We start from the raw sequence: 19,027 nt of genomic DNA, 5'->3' as shown, positions 1-19,027 counted from the left end.
CCCCCCCAAGGACCGGGGGATAACGGTTTAAGCTGCGATCAGGCCACGCCCTTTCAACAAAGCTTCGACACCCGGCATCCGGCCCCGGAAGGCCAGATACAGCTCCTCAGCCTCGCGCGAGCCGCCGGTGGAGAGAATGTTGTCTTCCAGAGCTTTGGCGCGTTCGGGATCAAATGCACCTCCGGCCTCTTCAAAGGCCTCGAATGCGTCGGCATCCATCACTTCGGACCACATGTAGCTGTAGTAGCCCGAGCTATAGCCATCGCCCGCGAAAACATGCGCGAAATGTGGGGTCGCGTGGCGCATGCCTATGGCTGCGGGCATGCCGATGCTTTCCAGGACCTCGGCCTGTTTCGCCATCGGATCCGCCGGGGCCGCGCCCTCATGGAAGACCAGATCAACCAAAGCCGAGGCGACATATTCCACCGTCTGGAACCCCTGATCGAAATTCGCGGCTTTCAGCACTTTCTCCAGCATTTCCTGCGGCATTGCCTCGCCTGTGTCCGCGTGGGTGGCGAACTCGGCCAGAACCTCGGGGACCTCCAGCCAATGTTCGTAAAGCTGGCTTGGCAGTTCGACAAAGTCGCGCGCCACGGACGTGCCCGAGATGCTTTCATAGGTCACATTCGACAGCATCTGATGCAGGGCGTGCCCGAACTCGTGGAACAGCGTGCGCGCGTCGTCATAGGACAACAAAGCCGGATCGCCTTTGGCGAAGTTGCATACGTTGATCACGACCGGAGCCTGCTCCTTGGGGAACTTCGCCTGCCCCCGCATCGCGCTGCACCATGCGCCCGACCGTTTGGACCCGCGTGCGAAATAGTCACCGATGAAGACCGCAATATGCTTGCCGTCGCGCGTCACCTCCCACGCCCGACAATCGGGGTGGTAAAGCGGCACGTCCAGCGGTTTGAACTCCAACCCGAACAGACGATTGGCGCAGGCGAACGAGGCCTCGATCATCCGGTCCAGTTGCAGGTAGGGTTTCAGCGCGGCCTCATCCAGATCATGCTCGGCCTTGCGGCGTTTCTCGGCGTAGTAGCGCCAATCCCACGCCGCCAGAGAGCCGTTCACGCCATCCTTCTGCATCATTGCGGTCAGAACCTCGGCATCTGCGTCGGCACGCGCCTTCGCAGGCTCCCACACTTGCATCAGCAGGTCGCGGACACGGTCGGGCGAGCGGGCCATTTCTGTTTCCAGCTTGTAGTCAGCAAAGCTGTCATAGCCCAACAGCTTGGCGCGTTCTTCGCGCAGGCTCAGGATTTCGGCGGCGATGTCGCGGTTGTCGGTCTCACCACCATTCGCCCCGCGCGCAGTCCAGGCGCGATAGGCTTTTTCCCGCAGGTCGCGACGGGGGGAAAATTGCAGGAACGGCACAATGATCGACCGCGACAGGGTGACAACGGGACCAGCGGCGCCCTTTTCCTGACCCGCCGCGCGTGCGGCATCCACGACGAAATCCGGCAGGCCCTGCAGGTCATCCTCTGACAGGTCCATGAACCAGTCGCGCTCATCCGCCAGCAGGTTTTGGGTGAAGGATGTTCCCAGTGACGCCAGCCGCGCCTTGATCTCTTGCATTCGGGCGTCCTGCTCGCCCTCCAACGCAGCACCAGCCCGGACGAAACCGCGATGAGACAGCATCAGCACGCGCGCCTGTTCGTCACTTAGGCCCAAATCATCGCGCCGCGCCCACAGGTCCGCCACACGTTTGAACAGCGCCTTGTTCGAGGATATCCCCGAAAAATGCGCCGCTAGCTTTGGCGAAAACTCTCGCTGTAGCTCTTCTCGTTTCGGATTGCTGTCCGCACCCGCAACTGTGAAGAAAACCGACAGCACTTTGTCCAGTTGCTCACCCGCCGCCTCAAGTGTTTCGATCGTGTTGGCGAAACTTGGGGCTTCAGCGTTTGCGGCGATCGCGTCAATCTGCGCGCTATGCGCCTGCAGCGCCTCATCCAAAGCGGGGGCGAAATCGTCGTCCGAAATCTTGGCAAAAGGGGCGAGTTCGAACGGAGTGGTCCAGTCGGACAGGATCGGGTTGGTCATTCAGATCTCCTTTGCCCACAACCTAAGAAGGGCCGGTCAGATGATCCAGAGCAACACGGCGTTTATTCACCACCGGCGCCGCAAATCGGGCAGTCAGAGCGCTTGGAGAGGGTGATCTTGCGGCTTTCCCCATAAAGCGCGTCGTAGATAAGCATCTCGCCGCGCAGCGCTTGGCCGGCCCCGGTGATCACCTTGATCGCCTCAACCGCCATCATGGACCCAACCACTCCCGGCAAGGGGCCGATCACGCCTGCCTCGGAACAGGACGGGGCAAGACCGGCTGCCGGAGCTTCGGGGAAAATACACTGGTAGCAGGGCGCACCCTTGGCCGGGTCGAAGACGCTCAGCTGCCCTTCCCATTGCGACAGTGCGCCCGAGATCAGCGGTTTGCCCAACGCAACGGCCGTGCGATTGGCCAAATAGCGGGTTTCGAAATTGTCGGTACCATCCAGGATCAGATCAAAGTCGCCCAAAAGGTCGTTCGCGATATCCTCGCTCAGACGCCGATTGTAGGGCAGGACAGTGACGTTGGGGTTCTGTGCCTCCATCGCTTGCTGGGCCGAGAACACTTTGGGCATTCCGATATCGGCATCGCGGTGGATGACCTGACGCTGCAGATTGGCGTTTTCGACCACGTCGTCGTCGATCACTCCGATCGTGCCCACACCCGCTGCAGCCAGATACTGTAAGGCTGGTGCGCCGAGACCCCCGGCCCCAATCACCAGCACGCGCGCCTTTTTCAACCGTTTCTGCCCCGGTCCACCCAGTTCGCGCAGAACGATGTGGCGGGCATAGCGGTCTAGCTCTGTCTCAGTGAACCGGTCCGAGGGTTTGACCTCGGCCTGATCCGCTTCGGGCTGCGCCCGGTTTCGCAGCGCTTTCAGCCCCTTGCCATAGACCATGACCAGAGCAGCCGCTCCGGCCAGCATCAGCCACAGCGCCGCCGATCCTCCGGTTGCTTCGCGCAGGGGATGACCGCTTGGCAAAACCAGATGCGACAGGATCACACCGGCCATAAGCACACTGACTGAGGTCACACGCGCCGTGCGGGACACGCCCGCGATATAGCCGACGCCCCAAAGACCCGCGGCAAGGACCAGAACCAGCAGCATCAGCCGCGCCCGGTTGAGCCGAACCCGCCAGCGCCACGCTCGGTCTCGCCAAGGGTTTCGGTCAGCTCGAACGTGGCTTGCACGACAGGCGCTACGATAAGCTGCGCGATGCGTTCTCCGTGGGTGACCTCGAACCGTTCTTGCCCGGCGTTCATAACGATCACACCCAGCGGGCCGCGATAGTCGCTGTCGATGGTCCCCGGCGTGTTGGGCAGGGTGATGCCGTGCTTCAAGGCCAGCCCGGAGCGCGGGCGGACCTGAACCTCATAGCCCGCCGGGATCTCGACTCGCAGGCCGGTGGGGACAAGGGCGCGCTGCCCCGGCTCTAGGAAAATCGACGCGCCTTCGGGCAGGTTGGCGCGCACATCAGCACCGGCCGCGCCCGAGGTCTCATATGACGGCAGGGGCACAGAAACGTCTGCACCCACTTCCCGAATCACGCGGATAGCTACCATCTGTATTCCTTCTGTCTTATCCGGCCAGCGCGTCGGCGATCTTTTGTGCCAAACGCGTGGCGACCATGTCTTTGCCCATGCGCGGCCAGCTCTCGGCCCCTTGATCCGAGATCAGGACGACCGCATTTTCCGAGCCCCCCATGATGCCGGTTGCCGGGCTGACGTCGTTTGCCACGATCCAGTCGCATCCTTTGCGCGTGCGCTTTGCCGTTGCGTTGTCGATCACGTCGTCGGTTTCCGCTGCAAAGCCTACAACCAGATCAGGGCGACCAGCACCCATCTGCGAGACGCGTTTCAGGATGTCGGGATTCTCGGCGAACTCCAGAGAGGGCAGGCCATCGCGGCTTTTCTTCAATTTGCGATCCGAGGCGGTGGCCACTTTCCAGTCGGCGACTGCGGCGGCAAACACACCTGCATTCACAGGGAGCGCCGCATCCACCGCGTCAGACATCTGCTGTGCTGTCTCAACCTGCACGACCTGCACGCCTTGGGGCGGTGGAACGTCGGCGGGACCTGTGACAAAAACCACCTCGGCCCCAAGCGCCGCCAAGGCGCGGGCAACGGCAGCCCCCTGCGCCCCGGATGAGCGGTTGGCGATGTAGCGCACTGGATCAATCGGTTCATGCGTCGGGCCGGAGGTCACAAGGATGCGTTTACCCTTCAACGGCCCGTCGGCCAGTTGCGCCTCAACGGCAGCAACGATTTCTAGCGGTTCGGACATCCGGCCCGGGCCATATTCGCCACAGGCCATGTCGCCCTCGTTGGGTCCTACAAAGCGTATGCCGTCCTGCTGCAACTGTTTTAGATTTCGCTGGGTCGCCGGGTGGTCCCACATGCGCACATTCATGGCGGGCGCACACAGAACGGGCGTGTCAGTGGCCATCAGCAGGGTCGAGGCCAGATCGTTAGCCAATCCTGCCGCCATCTTGCCCATCATATCCGCCGTAGCGGGGGCAACCACGATCAGGTCAGCCGAGCGTGACAGCTGGATATGCCCCATCTCGGCCTCATCGGTCAGGTCGAAGAGATCTCGATAGGCTTTTTGTCCGGCAAGCGCAGAGACTGACAGTGGCGTCACGAACTCCTCGGCAGCGCGGGTCAGCACCGGCGTGATTGTAGCCCCACGCTCTTGCAGCCGTCGGATCAGATCGAGCGACTTATAGGCCGCAATGCCACCGCCGATGATCAGCAGAATGCGTTTGGATGCCAGCATGTTCAGCCCTTCCCGTCCCGGTCGGTCCTGACATTAGGCAAGGCCACCGGGTAGTTCCAGCGGTTAATTCTGCGTCTCAAACGCTTTGCAAGGGTCCTCACGCTCGATTTCCGGGCTATCGATCACCGCATCAAAGGTCCCGTCGATCACTCCCCCTTCGGACTGACCCAGAACAAAGACCTTCAGCCCTGGCTTCAGGCGCGACAGAAAGGTCGGGATGCCCCGGTCGGTTCTCGCGTGGCCATTGCCGGTGATCACCGCAATCGGACCACCGGTTTCCTCGTCGGCGCGCAGGATTGCTCGGGTCAGCACCGCGTCTCGCAGACGTTGGATCGAGACCATTTGCGGCAACATTTCGGCTGGCAGAGCATCGCAATGGGCGGCCAGTTGATCCGCCTCGCGCGCGGCCTGATCTTCGGGCGACAGCGGAACGGTCAAGCCATACCGCGCGGCATCTGCACCAAGGGCTGTAGCCGCGCCCTTCTCCATCGCGGCGCGTGCGGCTGTACGTGGAACCATGGCGCCATAGACCGGCGCGTCCGACGCCTGAAAGACTGGGTAGTACATGCTCAAAGGAGGCCAACCCGATTCCGCCCAGCGCAGGATCCGTGACAATTCTTCAGGGTTGGAGGCGGCGGTCTGCGCCAGACGCTGCGCGCCTTCTTCGGTTACCATTTCCCATACCACAGCCGACGGAGAAATCGCGCCCAACGCCTCGGTTTGTACAAGGTGGTGACGCGGATTGTCGTGGATTTCACCAAGGATCACCACATCTGAGTCCTGCATGGCTGCCAGGACATCCTCGGGGATCAACTCACCGGCTTGGACCGGGCGCGCCACGCTGGTTGTAAACACCAGCACACACAACAGAATCGCAAATCTTGTCATGCGATGAAGTGTTGCACCTCACGCGATTGGGCTTCAAGGTTCTTGCGCATCTTGGTGAAGGCTGCGGCCTCAAGCTGGCGTACACGTTCCTTCGATAGACCCAGCTCATTCCCCAAGCTTTCAAGGGTCCGGGCCGGTTCGCGCAGCTTTCGTTCACGCACGATAAATCTTTCGCGGTCATTGAGGGATTGCATTGCCATCAGCAACCATTCGCGCAGCTGCTCGGTGTCGTGGCGATGTTCAACCGCCTCGGCGGCCTGCTCACGATCATCCTCCAGCGCATCAATCCACTCACGCCCATCTTCATCGGCCGATTGCACCGCGTTGAGCGAAAAATCCGAGCCGGACAGACGCCCCTCCATCATCTCGACATCGCGCAAGGGCACACCGATTTCCGTCGCAATCATCTGGTGCAACTGGTGACGATCCAGCTCTTGCCCCTCGGTGGCGGCTTCACGTTCCAACCGGGCCTGAACGCGGCGCATGTTGAAGAACAGAGATTTCTGGGATGAGGTCGAACCGGTCCGCACCATCGACCAATTACGCATCACATAGTCCTGAATGCTGGCCTTGATCCACCACACCGCGTAGGTCGAGAACCGTACGCCGCGATCCGGGTCAAACTTGTCGGCGGCTTTCATCAATCCAAGACCGGCCTCTTGGATCAGATCATTCATCGGTGCACCGTAGCGCTTGAACTTGGCCGCCATCGAAATAGCTAATCGCATGTAGGCGGTGATCAGTCGGTGCAGCGCTTGTTCGTCACGATTGTCGCGCCACGCGTAGGCCAGTTGCAATTCGGTTTCCGCGTCCAGCAGTTCGGCCTTCATCGCTTTGCGGGACATCGAGAAATCGGATGCGTTGTCCAGTGCCATGAAACTCTCCCTTTTTGCAGGCATCAGCCGGGCTTGCCTTGCCGACTTAGGGTCGATACGCAGATCATCACCAAGTGGATCACCAGAAAGGTAAGAATTGTGACCGCCAATTTAACCTTTGTGTTGGGAGGGGCTGCATCAGGTAAGTCGGCCTATGCCGAACAACTGGTTGTATCCTCTGGGAAAAACCGGTTCTATCTTGCGACATCACAAGTGTTTGATGGCGAGATGCAGCAAAAGGTCGATCGCCACATTAAACAACGCGGGTCCGGCTGGGAAACCATCGAGGCACCGATGGACCTTACCCCGGTTTTGGCGGAACTGAGTCCTGACCAAGCCTGCCTGATTGATTGCGCCACGATGTGGCTAACCAATCATCTGCTGGCCGAGAACGATCTGGATCAGGCCCAAGCCCAACTGCTGAGCGCCCTGCGCAGCTGCCCGGCGCAGCTTGTTATCGTCTCGAATGAGGTTGGTCACGGCATCGTGCCCGAAAACGCTCTCGCCCGCCGGTTCCGTGAGGCACAGGGCCGGCTGAACATCGCGCTAGCAGCACAGGCCGACCAAGTGGTTCAGGTAACCGCGGGGCTGCCCATGGTCTTGAAGGGACACTTTCCATGACGCGCCTGCACCTGGTCCGCCACGGTCCTACCCATGCCAAAACGATGGTCGGCTGGTCCGATCTACCCGCTGATCTAAGCGATCAGGCCGCGTTGCAGCGGTTGCACGATCACATCCCTGCGGACGCGGTTGTTGTCTCATCCGACCTGTCGCGCGCGGCGGATACGGCAACGGCGATCCAAGGCCAGCGCCTGCGCCTGCCCCACCATCCTGACCTGCGCGAGATCAACTTCGGCACATGGGAGCTGCGCGGTTTCGCCGAAATCGAAGCCGAAGACCCCGAGCTTGCCTTTGCCTATTGGGACAATCCCGGCGAAGTGCGCCCTCCGAACGGAGAAAGCTGGAACGACGTCCGTGCGCGGGTAGACAAAACCGTGGATACGCTGATGGCCGCACATGCGGGTGCGGATCTCGTCATTGTTGCCCATTTCGGAGTGATCCTGACGCAAGTACAGCGCGCTTTGAATATTGAGGCGCAACAAGCGTTTTCACACCGGATCGACAACCTATCGGTTACCCAGATCGCCTATAACGCGGGCGAATGGTCCGTCGGCGCCATCAATCATCTTCCGTGATCCAGCAGGTCACAAATCACTGATTTACGAGCGCTTCTGGCTCCGTCATCCTTTGATCATGACCTATGATCTCTTTATCGGTGACCGCCTGTTTTCCAGCTGGTCCATGCGCGGCTGGTTGATGCTCGAGAAGTTCGGCCTGCCCTATCGCAGCCATTTGGTTGGCCTCTATTCCGGCACCATGGCCGCGGATATGGAATCCCTTGCCCCGGCCCGTCTGGTCCCTGCTTTGCGTCTGCCCGATGGTACGGTTGTGGGCGAAAGCCTCGCGATGGCCGAGACATTGGCTGAACGGCACCCCGAAGCTGGCCTTTGGCCATCAGACCTAGCCGCGCGCGCAACCGCCCGTTGGCTCTGCGCCGAAATGGTCGCGGGTTTTACCGCACTGCGCGGGGAATGCCCGATGCAGTTGGCGCATGTTTGGAAGGGTTTCCAACCGTCAGAGGATACTTTGAAAGACCTCTCACGGATTGAGACTCTTTGGGCGCATGCCCGGGCGATCTCAGGCGCGTCTGAGGGTCCGTTATTCGGAGCCTACTCGCTGGCCGATGTCTTCTACACCCCTGTCGCGGCGCGAATCATTGGGTATGATCTGCCGGTCTCAGCCGAAAATCGCAACTTTTGCCTAAGCTTGCTGTCGGATACATCGGTCCGACAATGGCGCGCGATGGGGCTGACGGTTCAATACAATCCGTATCCCTACCCAGAATATTCCCCTTCGGCCCACTGGCCAGCTGGCGAACCGTCCGAGGCACGACCCGCCGACGAAGGCCCTTCAGTCAACGCGCACTGTCCGTATTCCGGCGATCCGGTCACCGATTTCCTCGACCTTGAGGGCCATCGCTGGGGGTTCTGCAACACGTTCTGCCGCGACAAAACAGTCGCCGACCCGGGCGCATGGCCCAAATTCACCGCAATGCGCGCAGCCGTTAACCATTCTTAAACCTCGGCCATGGCAGCAACGTCCTGTTAACCAAGAACAGGATTGCCATGGTTGCCCGCGCTCACACGGTTGCGTTTCAAGGGGTTGATGCCCGCCCGGTCGAGGTGCAATGCGCCGTCTCACCGGGCCTACCCGCCTTTTCAATCGTCGGTCTGCCGGACAAGGCGGTATCCGAGGCGCGAGATCGAGTGCGCAGCGCGCTTGGTTCCATGGCCATCGCCTTGCCGTCAAAGCGGATCACCATCAACTTGTCCCCCGCTGACCTGCCCAAAGAGGGCAGCCATTTCGACCTTCCCATCGCCGTCGCCCTCCTGTCCGCTTTGGAGATCATCCCAGCAGACGCGGCCGAGGGCACTGTTGCGTTAGGCGAATTATCCTTGGACGGGTCGCTGGTTCCGGTCGTAGGCGCTTTGCCCGCCGCGATGACAGCGGCGGCCGAGGATCGCGCCCTGCTCTGCCCCCGCGCCTCAAGCGCCGAGGCTGCATGGGTGGACGCCACTCAGGTCATCGGAGCCGGTTCGCTGGGTGACGTGGTGCGCCATTTCTCGGGCCAGGCCCCATTGGCAGCGGCCACGCCGGGCGAAGTCAGCCTGTCCTCCAACACCCGCGATCTGCGCGACGTCAAAGGACAGGAACGCGCCAAACGCGCACTAGAGATCGCTGCGGCAGGGCGTCACCACCTGATCATGATCGGCACGCCGGGATCGGGCAAATCCATGCTCGCCGCGCGCCTGCCCGGCATCCTGCCGCCTTTGACCCCGGTCGAGGCGCTGGAAACGTCGATGATCCAATCCCTCTGTGGGTTATTGGACGAAGGCGGCATCAACCGGACGCGGCCCTTTCGCGAACCGCATCACACCGCCTCGATGGCGGCGATTGTCGGCGGCGGACGCGGTGCAAAACCCGGAGAAATCTCTCTGGCCCATAACGGGGTGTTGTTCATGGACGAGTTCCCCGAATTCCCTCGCACCGTTTTGGAAACCCTTCGCCAACCGATCGAAACCGGAGAGGTCATGGTCGCCCGCGCCAACGCCCATGTGAAGTACCCCTGCCGTTTCATGCTGGTCGCGGCAGCCAACCCGTGCAAATGCGGGTACCTGACCGATCCGTCCCGCGCTTGTTCCCGCGCACCGGGCTGTGGCGAAGACTACCTGAACCGCATCTCCGGCCCTTTGATGGACAGGTTCGATATGCGCATCGAAGTGCCTCCGGTAGCGTTCACCGACCTTGATCTGCCGCCGTCTGGCGACAGTTCGGCCACCGTGGCCGCGCGTGTGGAGCAGGCCCGCGCCGTTCAGGCTGCTCGGTTTGAAGGTCACAAGGGCGTACGTCAAAACGCTGATATCGAGGGTAAATTACTGGAAGAGGTCGCCGCCCCAGATGCTGAGGGCAAAGAGCTGCTGCTCAAGGCCGCCGACCGGTTCGGCCTGTCAGCGCGCGCCTTTCACCGCATCCTACGGGTCGCGCGAACCATAGCCGACCTGGATAGCTCCGCTGATATCCGGCGACCGCACGTGGCAGAAGCGCTAAGTTTTCGGATCAGCGCACGGGCCATGGCTTAAATGTTCGCCCACAGTATTTTGCTAGGCCGAATGGGATACAAGCTACAGCGGAACTGATCATTGCCGTCGTCCTAGACAAGTCCGGTAGCTTACCGCTTACGCCATGTTCAAGCGAGGAACTCGACCTTCAGTGCGACCGTGCATTCCAATGAACGGACCGCATCCAACACCTAAGCGCCGCCCAACGCCTGTATCGCTTAGACTTTAGCCTCGATTGCCTGCCAGATCTTTTCGGCGATGTTCTCACCGTTGAAACGCTCAAGCTCTTGAATACCGGTGGGGGAGGTGACGTTGATCTCGGTCAGGTAGTCTCCGATCACATCAATCCCGACAAAAATCTGGCCTTTTTCCTTTAGTAGAGGGCCTATGGCCGCGCAGATTTCGAGATCCCGCTCGGTCAAACCGATCTTTTCGGGTCGCCCGCCAACATGCATATTGGAACGCGTCTCACCTTCGGCCGGGACGCGGTTGATGGCACCCACCGGCTCTCCATCCACGAGAATCACACGTTTGTCGCCGTTCTTCACATCTGGCAGGAATTTCTGAACGATCAACGGCTCGCGCGAGAATCCGGTGAACAGCTCATACAGCGAGGTCAGGTTGCGGTCATTGGCATCCAACCGGAACACCCCAGCCCCTCCATTTCCATAAAGAGGTTTCAGGATGATGTCCTGATGCTTGTCCTTGAAGGCCTTGATGGTCTGCATGTCCCGCGCAATCGTGGTCGGAGGGGTCAATTCGGGGAAATCCAGAACCAGTAGTTTCTCGGGGTAATTGCGTACCCAAAACGGGTCATTGACCACCAAAGTTTGCCCCTTCAACCGATCCAGCAGATGCGTTGAGGTGATGTAATGCATGTCGAACGGCGGGTCCTGACGTAGCCACACCACGTCAAACTCAGCCAGATCAACTTCACGCTCGGGACCGAGGACCGCGGGGTCTCCGGCAACGCGCTGAACCTGCATGTCTTGTCCTCGCGCGGTGATCCGCCCCTCCTGATAGGCCAATTGATCCGGCCCGTAGAAGAACAGCTCATGCCCGCGGGCCTGTGCCTCTTCCGCGAGGCGGAAAGAGCTGTCGGCGTTGATATCCACGGCCCCGATCGGGTCCATTTGAAAGGCGATTTTCATGGCATGTCCCTCAACTTCACGCCAGATACATGGCGCAGCAGGCCGAGGGGTTCAATGGGGCTTAGGTCGGTCCGAAGGCGTTTTCGATGATTTGAACAGCGCCCGTGCCATCGACCAGCGCCGCGTCGAACCGAACATTCGTCAATTGCCCGCCGGGTTCATTTTCAAGAAACTGCGCCGCTGATGCGCAGATACGCTGGGTCTGCCGTGGGGTGATCCGAGCCGCGGCCATATCAAAACTGGCGCTTTTCTTGACCTCAATGAAAACGAGCCCTTCGTCACCCCGCGCAATCAGGTCAATTTCACCCCCGGCACCGCGCCAGCGTCTGTGAGCGATCGAGAATCCGCGGCGTTCATAGTCGGCTGCAACCCGCAATTCCGCAGATTGCCCTGCATGATAAGATACCGACCCCCGCACCGCACGCTGCGTCATGTCATCCCTTTCCCAGTTTGAGAGCCTGCTGGTAAATGGGACGTCTGGGAAGTTCATACATCTTTGACACCAAATCCGCCGCATCCCGAACCGAATGGGTTTGCAAGGCCTGTTTCAATGCCTCTTCTACCTCAGATTCGTTAACGCTTGGCGAATGGCTGCGATCCACGAGCAGAACGACCTCACCCTTGGGGGTTTGGTCTCGGTAGGCCTCTGCCAGGTCTTGCAAAGAGCCACGTCGGACTTCCTCGAACTTCTTCGTCAGTTCGCGGCACAAAGCCGCCTGCCGGTCGGAGCCGAGGATGTCGGACAGATCGGACAAGCATCCAGCGACGCGCTTGGGTGATTCGTAGAACACCAGTGTTCCGGGAATATCCCGCAACGCCTCGATTCGGCTGCGACGAGCGCCAGACGCATTCGGCAAAAAACCCGCGAAAAAGAACGCATCCGTTGGCAAACCCGCCAGCGTCAGCGCCGTCAGCGCGGCGGAAGGGCCCGGTGCGCAAGTAACGGTGTGCCCGGCCTCGGCCGCCTGCCGCCCTAAATCGTAGCCCGGGTCGGCGATTAGCGGCATACCGGCCTCGGACGCATAGGCAACGGATTGCCCTGCAGCCAAAGCATCCATGATCTTGCCGCGTGCGCCCGCTCCGCTGTGGTCGTGATAGGCCTGAATGCGCCGCCCGCCCAAGGGGATACCGTGGATTTCCATCAACCTACGCAGACTACGGGTGTCTTCTGCCGCGATCATGTCGGCCGAGGCCAACACATCCAACGCTCTGAGCGTAATATCGCGCGCCGTACCGATCGGAGTGGCAACAAAATACAGGCCAGCAGCCAAACTTATGTTTTGGAAATTCAAAGCTGGACCCTCACAGCGTGACGTTTATTATCGCGGCTCGATAGAACAGCAGCGTCGCAAGCCCACGGATCAGGGAGTTTTCTTTTAGATGTTTACCGTTTGCAAGTCCGTAAGCAAGTTGGCCAAAACCACAATTGCCCTGACCACCGCCGTTTTTCTGGCCGCATGTGAGACCACTGGCGTCGGCGGAGGCCCCTCGATCAATACCTCGGAACCGGTGCCCGTTGCGCTTCTGGTTCCGCGCGGATCAGGTCAGTCTGGCGACGCAGCGCTGGCGCAAAGCCTTGAAAATGCAGCACGTCTGGCGATGTCGGACCTGCCGAACGTTACAATCGACCTGCGTGTATATGATACGGCAGGCAATGCGGGTACGGCCTCGGGCGTGGCGCAACAGGCGGTGGCGGATGGGGCCAAGATCATCATCGGACCCGTCTATGCACAGGCCGCCAACGCGGCCGGTCTTGCGGTGCTAAACAACAACGTCAACGTCCTGTCCTTCTCGAACAACACCAGCATCGCGGGTGGAAATGTATTTGTACTGGGGCCGACATTCCAGAACACGGCCAATCGACTGGCCAATTATGGCGGAAGACAGGGCAAGACCGGAGCGATCATCGTACACAGCAATGACGCAGCCGGTGAAGCTGGCCGCTCGGCCATTGCCAATGCGCTCGCCAGCAGCAGTATGAACAACGCTGGCAGCGTCGGTTACGATCGGTCGCAACAGGGCGTGATCAACGCGGTGCCCAACATCAAATCCGCCATGGATTCGACGGGGGCGGACTCGGTCTTCCTGACTGCAACCACCGCAGGCGCGCTGCCCTTGTTCTCGCAATTGTTGCCTGAAGCCGGGGTTTCGCCATCGACCTCCCAATATATCGGTCTGACACGGTGGGACATTCCGGCCCAAACGCTGGAACTGCCCGGCGTTCAGGGCGGTTGGTTTGCCCTGCCTGATCCCGCAAAAGCGCAGGCCTATCGTCAGCGCTACAATGCGACCTATGGCGAAGCACCTCATCCGATCAGCGGGCTGGCCTATGATGGGATCGCCGCGATAGGGGCGCTTGTCAGCCAAGGCAAATCGAATGCTCTGACCGGGGCTGCGCTGACTCAGAGCGCCGGTTTTCAGGGCGTTGGCGGCATCTTCCGCCTGCGCTCGGACGGTACCAATGAACGCGGTCTGGCGGTTGCCACGATCCAGAACAAACAGGTGGTTGTGATTGACCCTGCCCCTCAAAGCTTCTCAGGGGCCGGTTTCTGACCAGCCTCACCTGACCGTAGTGCCTGAAAACTCACTTATCTGCCCGCCTGAGGATATTTTCGACGGCGCCCGCGTTGACGCTCAGCTTGCTGCGGTGTTCGAGGCAGGTACTGACAATTCCGCGCTGCGCGCCGAAACCGTGCGCATTCTGCGTGAGGCGCAAAAGTCCGGGCGCGCTGCCATTGCCGAGGCCTTTGCCGCCCACCCATTCGACGCGCGCCCTCTAACCCGGTCCTATACCTACCTCACGGATTGTCTGGTCGGTACCGCGATGCGGGTCGCCAGCGAGAATCTGCACCCTCTGGCCACCCCGACGCAGGGGGAACGCATCGCTGTTCTGGCGGTCGGCGGTTATGGGCGTGGTGAGATGGCACCCGCGTCGGATGTCGATCTGCTGTTCCTGACGCCCTACAAGATCACCGCCTGGGCCGAGAGTGTGATTGAATCCATGCTCTATATCCTGTGGGATCTGCGCCTGAAGGTCGGCCATTCCTCACGCACGATCAAAGATTGCCTGCGTTTGGGGACCGAAGATTTCACCATCCGCACCGCGATGCTGGAGCAGCGCTACCTGGCTGGTGATACGAATCTCGCCAAGGAACTGGACCAACGCCTCAAGGCCGATCTCTTCAAAGGTACCGAGCGCGAGTTCATCGAGGCCAAGCTTCAGGAGCGCGACGAGCGCCACTTGAAACAGGGCCAGCGCTACGTAGTCGAACCCAATGTGAAAGAGGGCAAAGGCGGGCTGCGCGATCTGCAGTCGCTCTACTGGATCGCGAAATACATCTACGGCGTACAAGACGTGGCCGAGCTGGTCCCGCTGGGCCTGTTCACACCGGATGAATTCAAGACCTTTGCCGAGGCCGAAAACTTCCTCTGGGCCGTACGCTCGCACCTGCATCTGGTCACGGGGCGCCCGACCGAGCAGCTGACCTTCGACATGCAGGTCGAGGTTGCGGCGCGTATGGGCTATGAAGACCGGGCCGGGCGGCGGGCCGTCGAAGTGTTCATGCAGCGTTATTTCCGCCATGCTACCAGCGTTGGGGAGTTGACTCGGATCTTCCTGACCAAGCTGGAAGCCCTGCATATGAAAGGCGCCCCGCTGCTGGAGCGGATTTTCCGCCGCCGCCCTCGGGTCAAAGCCGGGTACAGCATGGTTCATGGTCGTCTGGACATTGCCGATCCGGATACATTCCTGACCGACAAGCTGAACATGTTGCGCCTGTTCGAGGAAGGCCTGCGCACGGGCATGCTGATTCACCCTGACGCAATGCGGCTGGTCACGGCCAATCTGCACCTGATCGACGACGATATGCGCAACGACAAAGAAGCCCAGCGTATCTTCCTCGACCTGATGCTGAAACACGGCAATCCGGAACGCGCCCTGCGCCGGATGAACGAACTTGGGGTTCTATCAGCCTTCATACCCGAGTTCGAACCCATCGTAGCAATGATGCAGTTCAATATGTATCACAGCTACACGGTGGACGAGCATATCATCCAGTGCATCGTCAACCTCGCCCAGATCGAACGCGGAGAGCTGGTTGAATCGCTGCCACTGGCGTCCTCGATCCTTGAAGGGGGCGTAAACCGCAAGGTCCTCTATGTTGCGCTGCTGTTGCACGATATCGCCAAGGGCCGGCCTGAAGATCACTCGATCCTCGGGGCACAAATCGCGCGGAAAGTGGCACCCAGGCTGGGGCTGAACAAATCCGACGCCGAAACCGTCGAATGGCTCGTGCGCTATCACCTGCTGATGTCGGACATGGCGCAGAAACGCGATATCTCGGACCCTCGGACCGTACGGGATTTTGCCAAGGCTGTGCAAACGGTCAAACGGCTGGATCTGCTGACCGTGCTGACCGTCTGTGACATTCGCGGTGTCGGGCCTAATACCTGGAACAACTGGAAAGCCACGTTGCTGCGCGCGCTGCATGCGGAAACCAATCGTGCCTTGGAAACCGGCATGGAGGATCTGAACCGCGCCAATCGCGGGGCCGAGGCCAAGAAGCTGCTGCGCGCCGAACTGGCCGAATGGTCCAAGGCCGATCTGAAGACGGAAACCGGGCGGCACTATGCCCCGTACTGGCAGGGCCTGAACGTCTCGACCCACGTGGAATTTGCCGAGATGCTACGGGCGCTGGAGCACAGCGGCGATCCCGGCGCAATGGAGATTCGTCTGCACCCGGACGAGGATCGCGACGCCACCCGCGCCTGCTTTGCCATGGGCGATCACCCCGGTATCTTTGCGCGGATCGCGGGGGCCTTGGCCTTGGTCGGTGCCAACGTCGTGGATGCCCGCAGCTACACCACCAAGGATGGCTATGTCACGGATGCGTTCTGGATACAGGATGCCGAAGGCCACCCGTTCGAAGCCAGCCGTCTGCCGCGTCTGACCCAGATGATCCACAAAACGCTGAAGGGCGAGGTCGTGGCCCGCGAGGCGCTGAAATCGCGCGATAAGATCAAGAAACGCGAACGCGCTTTCAACGTGCCGACCCATATCACTTTCGACAATGACGGATCTGAGATCTACACGATCATCGAGGTCGATACCCGCGATCGCCCCGGCTTGCTCTATGACCTGACGCGCACGCTGGCGGCGGCCAACGTCTACATCGCCAACGCCGTGATCGCGACCTATGGCGAGCAGGTGGTGGATACGTTCTACGTCAAGGACATGTTTGGGCTGAAATACCACTCGGAAAGCAAACAGCGCGGGCTTGAAACCAAATTGCGCAAAGCCATTACCGAGGGCGCCGAGCGCGCGGCGTCATGAAGCAGATCCGGCTGTTTTCCGGCTTTTTCACGGTCGGCTTCTGGACGTTGGCAAGTCGCATTCTGGGCTTTCTGCGTGAGATCCTGCTGACCGCTTTCATCGGCCCCGGGCCAGTGATGGACGCCTTTGTCGCGGCTTTTCGTCTGCCCAACATGTTCCGCCGCTTCTTTGCCGAAGGCGCATTCAACGCGGCTTTCGTGCCGATGTTTTCCAAGCGGCTAGAAGGCGGAGAGAACGCGCAAGGGTTCGCGCAAGACGCTTTCAACCTATTGGTCGCTGCGGTATTAGCCCTGGTCGGGTTGGCGATGGTGTTCATGCCCGGCCTCGTCTGGCTGACGGCCGAGGGGTTTTACGGCGATGAACGCTTCGATCTGGCGGTCGACTATGGCTATGTCGTCTTCCCCTACATTCTTTTCATGTCACTGGCAGCGCTATTTTCGGGCGTTCTGAACGCGACCGGGCGGTTTGCTGCCGCCGCCGCAGCGCCGGTTCTTCTGAACATCTTCGCCTGCACCGCACTGATCGCTGGCGCGATATCGGGAGGAGAGGTCATTCGCTGGCTCATCGCCGTGATCCCTTTGGCAGGTGTGGCGCAACTGGCGTTGGTCTGGTTTGCCACCGAACGCGCCGGTATCCGCATACGTTTTGGTTTTCCGCATCTGACACCCGAGATGCGGAATATGGTCCGTATCGCCGTACCCGCCGCCTTGGCCATGGGCGTAACGCAGGTCAATCTAGTCGTAGGGCAACTTGTGGCCTCAAAAACCGAGAAAGCCGTCAGCTGGCTGTTTGCGGCAGATCGCCTTTATCAGCTGCCTCTGGGCGTCGTTGGGATTGCCATTGGTATCGTGCTGCTGCCCGACCTGTCCCGCCGCTTGCGCGCGGATGACAAAGCAGGCGCGCGCAATGCGTTTTCGCGGGCCGGAGAGTTCATGTTGCTGCTCACCCTGCCCTCGACCGTAGCCTTCCTGATCATCCCGAACCCGCTGGTCTCAGTCCTGTTCCAGCGGGGCCAATTCACCGCCGAGGATACAGCCGCAACAGCCCTGGCCGTTGCGATCTATGGCATCGGCCTGCCCGCGTTCATGCTGCAGAAGCTACTGCAACCATTGTATTTCGCGCGCGAGAATACGCGGTCTCCGTTCCACTATGCTTTGGTGGCAATGATCGTCAACGCGGCGCTCGCCTTTGGCCTTTACCCGATTTTCGGATGGATTGCCCCTGCCATCGCGGCCTCTGCGGCTGGCTGGGCCATGGTTGGCCTACTGGCCTTTGGCGCGCGGGATATGGGGGATGAGACGCGGTTCGATGACCGCTTCCGGCGACGCGCCGGGCGGATCATCTTGGCATCTGTCGGGATGGGCGCGGTGTTGTTTGCCGCCATTCAACTGTTCGGCTGGACGCTTGATGTGCCCGGGTGGCGCTATCTGGCTCTGCTTGCGCTGATCATGGTTGCAGCGGTCAGCTACTTCGCTTTCGGCCACCTGTTGGGGGCATTTAGACTGTCCGAGTTCAAAACGGCCCTGCGCCGGTCTTGATCACTCGCGCCGGACGCGGCCCTTGATCCGCGCCCAACCACCCGGTGCCAGAAAGAAGGACAGGCCGAACCCGGTGGCAAAGCCGCCCAGATCGGCCACCCAATCGGATGTGCCTCCAAAAAGCAGGCCAAACAGCAGCTGAATGCCCATCAGCACGGCGATCAACTGAAATGCCCGCGCCTGATTGGCCCCAACCAAAGAAAGTTTGCGCCACAACAACCAAGTAAATGCCCCGATCAACCCGTAGACCGGTGGGAACCCTCCGACCAACGGATAAGACGGGTCCAGAAACAGCGCATAGGCGAGCGCGCCACCAACACCCGACAGCACAAAGATCAGCAGCATCGGAAAACCGCCAAAGACCTCACCCACCATCTTGCCCATGGCCAGCACGAAAACGCAGACAAACACCGCCTGCGTAAAACTGCCCGAAACGAACGGATAGGTCACAAAGCGGATGACATGCTCGAACGGCCAGCGCCCGTTCTGCACCATCCAATCGAAGATATCGGCTGAGAACGCGTAGCTCTGCAGCGCATCCAGCCGCCATCCGACCGCGCCGGGCCCTCCGACCAGACCCCGGGCGCCCAGCGTAAACGCCAGTTCGATCCCCATGATGAACAGAAACAAGGCCACCACGACGGGCGGCAGAGGGTTCACGGCGGGTGAATAATGCTCACTGCTCATTGGGCTGGCCTTTCGCGGCTGTTGACGTCCCTTGGCCTCATGGGTAAGCGACG

General features: G+C 60.5%; 17 protein-coding genes. 7 read left to right on the top strand and 10 right to left on the bottom strand.

Annotated elements, in window-relative coordinates; all coding sequences use genetic code 11:
* Positions 1 to 27 precede the first annotated feature (27 nt).
* The 6 genes from ACR0JF_RS11940 to ACR0JF_RS11915 form a co-directional block, all read right to left on the bottom strand.
* On the bottom strand, positions 28 to 2,043 hold the full coding sequence (locus ACR0JF_RS11940; protein ID WP_170661152.1) for a M3 family metallopeptidase: 2,016 nt from the start codon (positions 2,041 to 2,043) through the stop codon (positions 28 to 30).
* Between the two features lie 62 nt (positions 2,044 to 2,105).
* Positions 2,106 to 3,155, bottom strand: a complete 1,050-nt coding sequence (locus ACR0JF_RS11935) for a molybdopterin-synthase adenylyltransferase MoeB (protein WP_170661153.1) — start codon at positions 3,153 to 3,155, stop codon at positions 2,106 to 2,108.
* Entirely contained in the window at positions 3,155 to 3,610 is a 456-nt protein-coding gene (gene dut / locus ACR0JF_RS11930; RefSeq protein ID WP_170661154.1) for a dUTP diphosphatase, read from the bottom strand. Before dut ends, ACR0JF_RS11935 begins: the two co-directional genes overlap by 1 nt.
* A 16-nt stretch (positions 3,611 to 3,626) precedes the next feature.
* Positions 3,627 to 4,823 (bottom strand): bifunctional phosphopantothenoylcysteine decarboxylase/phosphopantothenate--cysteine ligase CoaBC, encoded by a 1,197-nt coding sequence (coaBC, locus tag ACR0JF_RS11925; protein WP_170661155.1) that lies wholly within the window; start codon positions 4,821 to 4,823, stop codon positions 3,627 to 3,629.
* Positions 4,824 to 4,886: 63 nt separating this feature from the next.
* Entirely contained in the window at positions 4,887 to 5,711 is an 825-nt protein-coding gene (locus ACR0JF_RS11920) for a ChaN family lipoprotein (protein WP_170661156.1), read from the bottom strand.
* On the bottom strand, positions 5,708 to 6,586 hold the full coding sequence (locus ACR0JF_RS11915; protein ID WP_170378887.1) for an RNA polymerase factor sigma-32: 879 nt from the start codon (positions 6,584 to 6,586) through the stop codon (positions 5,708 to 5,710). Before ACR0JF_RS11915 ends, ACR0JF_RS11920 begins: the two co-directional genes overlap by 4 nt.
* Positions 6,587 to 6,685: 99 nt before the next feature.
* On the opposite strand from ACR0JF_RS11915, the gene cobU reads away from it, so the two are divergent.
* From cobU to ACR0JF_RS11895, 4 genes are read left to right on the top strand one after another with little or no spacing between them, the layout of a single operon-like run.
* The gene (gene cobU / locus ACR0JF_RS11910) at positions 6,686 to 7,207 is read left to right on the top strand and encodes a bifunctional adenosylcobinamide kinase/adenosylcobinamide-phosphate guanylyltransferase (RefSeq protein WP_170661157.1); all 522 of its coding nucleotides are present in this window, start codon (positions 6,686 to 6,688) and stop codon (positions 7,205 to 7,207) included.
* Positions 7,204 to 7,782: a histidine phosphatase family protein gene (locus ACR0JF_RS11905; RefSeq protein WP_170661158.1), complete on the top strand. Its 579-nt coding sequence runs from the start codon at positions 7,204 to 7,206 to the stop codon at positions 7,780 to 7,782. Before cobU ends, ACR0JF_RS11905 begins: the two co-directional genes overlap by 4 nt.
* Positions 7,783 to 7,840: 58 nt before the next feature.
* Positions 7,841 to 8,725 (top strand): glutathione S-transferase, encoded by an 885-nt coding sequence (locus tag ACR0JF_RS11900; protein ID WP_170661159.1) that lies wholly within the window; start codon positions 7,841 to 7,843, stop codon positions 8,723 to 8,725.
* Between the two features lie 47 nt (positions 8,726 to 8,772).
* The gene (locus tag ACR0JF_RS11895; protein WP_170661160.1) at positions 8,773 to 10,287 is read left to right on the top strand and encodes a YifB family Mg chelatase-like AAA ATPase; all 1,515 of its coding nucleotides are present in this window, start codon (positions 8,773 to 8,775) and stop codon (positions 10,285 to 10,287) included.
* Between the two features lie 197 nt (positions 10,288 to 10,484).
* Here ACR0JF_RS11895 and gshB read toward each other — a convergent pair whose 3' ends face one another.
* The 3 genes from gshB to rsmI form a co-directional block, all read right to left on the bottom strand.
* A complete protein-coding gene (gene gshB / locus ACR0JF_RS11890; RefSeq protein WP_170378897.1) occupies positions 10,485 to 11,417 on the bottom strand; it encodes a glutathione synthase in 933 nt (310 codons plus the stop codon).
* 61 nt (positions 11,418 to 11,478) lie between these two features.
* Positions 11,479 to 11,850 carry a YraN family protein gene (locus ACR0JF_RS11885; protein ID WP_170661161.1) on the bottom strand — a complete coding sequence of 124 codons (372 nt, stop codon included), beginning with the start codon at positions 11,848 to 11,850 and terminating at the stop codon, positions 11,479 to 11,481.
* A 1-nt stretch (position 11,851) separates the two neighbouring features.
* Positions 11,852 to 12,709 carry a 16S rRNA (cytidine(1402)-2'-O)-methyltransferase gene (gene rsmI, locus ACR0JF_RS11880; protein ID WP_170661162.1) on the bottom strand — a complete coding sequence of 286 codons (858 nt, stop codon included), beginning with the start codon at positions 12,707 to 12,709 and terminating at the stop codon, positions 11,852 to 11,854.
* An 88-nt stretch (positions 12,710 to 12,797) separates the two neighbouring features.
* Here rsmI and ACR0JF_RS11875 point away from each other — a divergent pair, with 88 nt between their 5' ends.
* The 3 genes from ACR0JF_RS11875 to murJ are packed head-to-tail and all read left to right on the top strand — an operon-like array spanning position 12,798 to position 18,287.
* Complete coding sequence (locus ACR0JF_RS11875; RefSeq protein ID WP_170378902.1) at positions 12,798 to 13,970, top strand: penicillin-binding protein activator; 1,173 nt, start codon at positions 12,798 to 12,800, stop codon at positions 13,968 to 13,970.
* A complete protein-coding gene (locus tag ACR0JF_RS11870; RefSeq protein WP_170661163.1) occupies positions 13,930 to 16,749 on the top strand; it encodes a [protein-PII] uridylyltransferase in 2,820 nt (939 codons plus the stop codon). Before ACR0JF_RS11875 ends, ACR0JF_RS11870 begins: the two co-directional genes overlap by 41 nt.
* Complete coding sequence (murJ, locus tag ACR0JF_RS11865; RefSeq protein WP_170661164.1) at positions 16,746 to 18,287, top strand: murein biosynthesis integral membrane protein MurJ; 1,542 nt, start codon at positions 16,746 to 16,748, stop codon at positions 18,285 to 18,287. Before ACR0JF_RS11870 ends, murJ begins: the two co-directional genes overlap by 4 nt.
* Here murJ and ACR0JF_RS11860 read toward each other — a convergent pair whose 3' ends face one another.
* On the bottom strand, positions 18,288 to 18,974 hold the full coding sequence (locus ACR0JF_RS11860) for a rhomboid family intramembrane serine protease (RefSeq protein ID WP_170661165.1): 687 nt from the start codon (positions 18,972 to 18,974) through the stop codon (positions 18,288 to 18,290). It abuts the gene before it with no gap.
* Between the last annotated feature and the right edge of the window lie 53 nt (positions 18,975 to 19,027).

It is taken from the genome of Ruegeria sp. BG11 (genome assembly GCF_056538565.1).
The sequence above is the reverse complement of the archived record's forward strand: the minus strand, read 5'-3'. Positions and strand labels throughout refer to the sequence as shown.

What these genes read in the sequence shown, in the direction of transcription:
- ACR0JF_RS11935 (WP_170661153.1), bottom strand. Translation starts at nt 3,155, where the DNA reads ATGCTGCTGGTTCTGGTCCTTGCCGCGGGTCTTTGGGGCGTCGGCTAT.
- ACR0JF_RS11900 (WP_170661159.1), top strand. Translation starts at nt 7,841, where the DNA reads ATGACCTATGATCTCTTTATCGGTGACCGCCTGTTTTCCAGCTGGTCC.
- ACR0JF_RS11920 (WP_170661156.1), bottom strand. Translation starts at nt 5,711, where the DNA reads ATGACAAGATTTGCGATTCTGTTGTGTGTGCTGGTGTTTACAACCAGC.
- ACR0JF_RS11915 (WP_170378887.1), bottom strand. Translation starts at nt 6,586, where the DNA reads ATGGCACTGGACAACGCATCCGATTTCTCGATGTCCCGCAAAGCGATG.
- ACR0JF_RS11940 (WP_170661152.1), bottom strand. Translation starts at nt 2,043, where the DNA reads ATGACCAACCCGATCCTGTCCGACTGGACCACTCCGTTCGAACTCGCC.
- ACR0JF_RS11875 (WP_170378902.1), top strand. Translation starts at nt 12,798, where the DNA reads ATGTTTACCGTTTGCAAGTCCGTAAGCAAGTTGGCCAAAACCACAATT.
- ACR0JF_RS11905 (WP_170661158.1), top strand. Translation starts at nt 7,204, where the DNA reads ATGACGCGCCTGCACCTGGTCCGCCACGGTCCTACCCATGCCAAAACG.
- murJ (WP_170661164.1), top strand. Translation starts at nt 16,746, where the DNA reads ATGAAGCAGATCCGGCTGTTTTCCGGCTTTTTCACGGTCGGCTTCTGG.
- coaBC (WP_170661155.1), bottom strand. Translation starts at nt 4,823, where the DNA reads ATGCTGGCATCCAAACGCATTCTGCTGATCATCGGCGGTGGCATTGCG.
- ACR0JF_RS11860 (WP_170661165.1), bottom strand. Translation starts at nt 18,974, where the DNA reads ATGAGCAGTGAGCATTATTCACCCGCCGTGAACCCTCTGCCGCCCGTC.
- ACR0JF_RS11895 (WP_170661160.1), top strand. Translation starts at nt 8,773, where the DNA reads ATGGTTGCCCGCGCTCACACGGTTGCGTTTCAAGGGGTTGATGCCCGC.
- dut (WP_170661154.1), bottom strand. Translation starts at nt 3,610, where the DNA reads ATGGTAGCTATCCGCGTGATTCGGGAAGTGGGTGCAGACGTTTCTGTG.
- ACR0JF_RS11885 (WP_170661161.1), bottom strand. Translation starts at nt 11,850, where the DNA reads ATGACGCAGCGTGCGGTGCGGGGGTCGGTATCTTATCATGCAGGGCAA.
- gshB (WP_170378897.1), bottom strand. Translation starts at nt 11,417, where the DNA reads ATGAAAATCGCCTTTCAAATGGACCCGATCGGGGCCGTGGATATCAAC.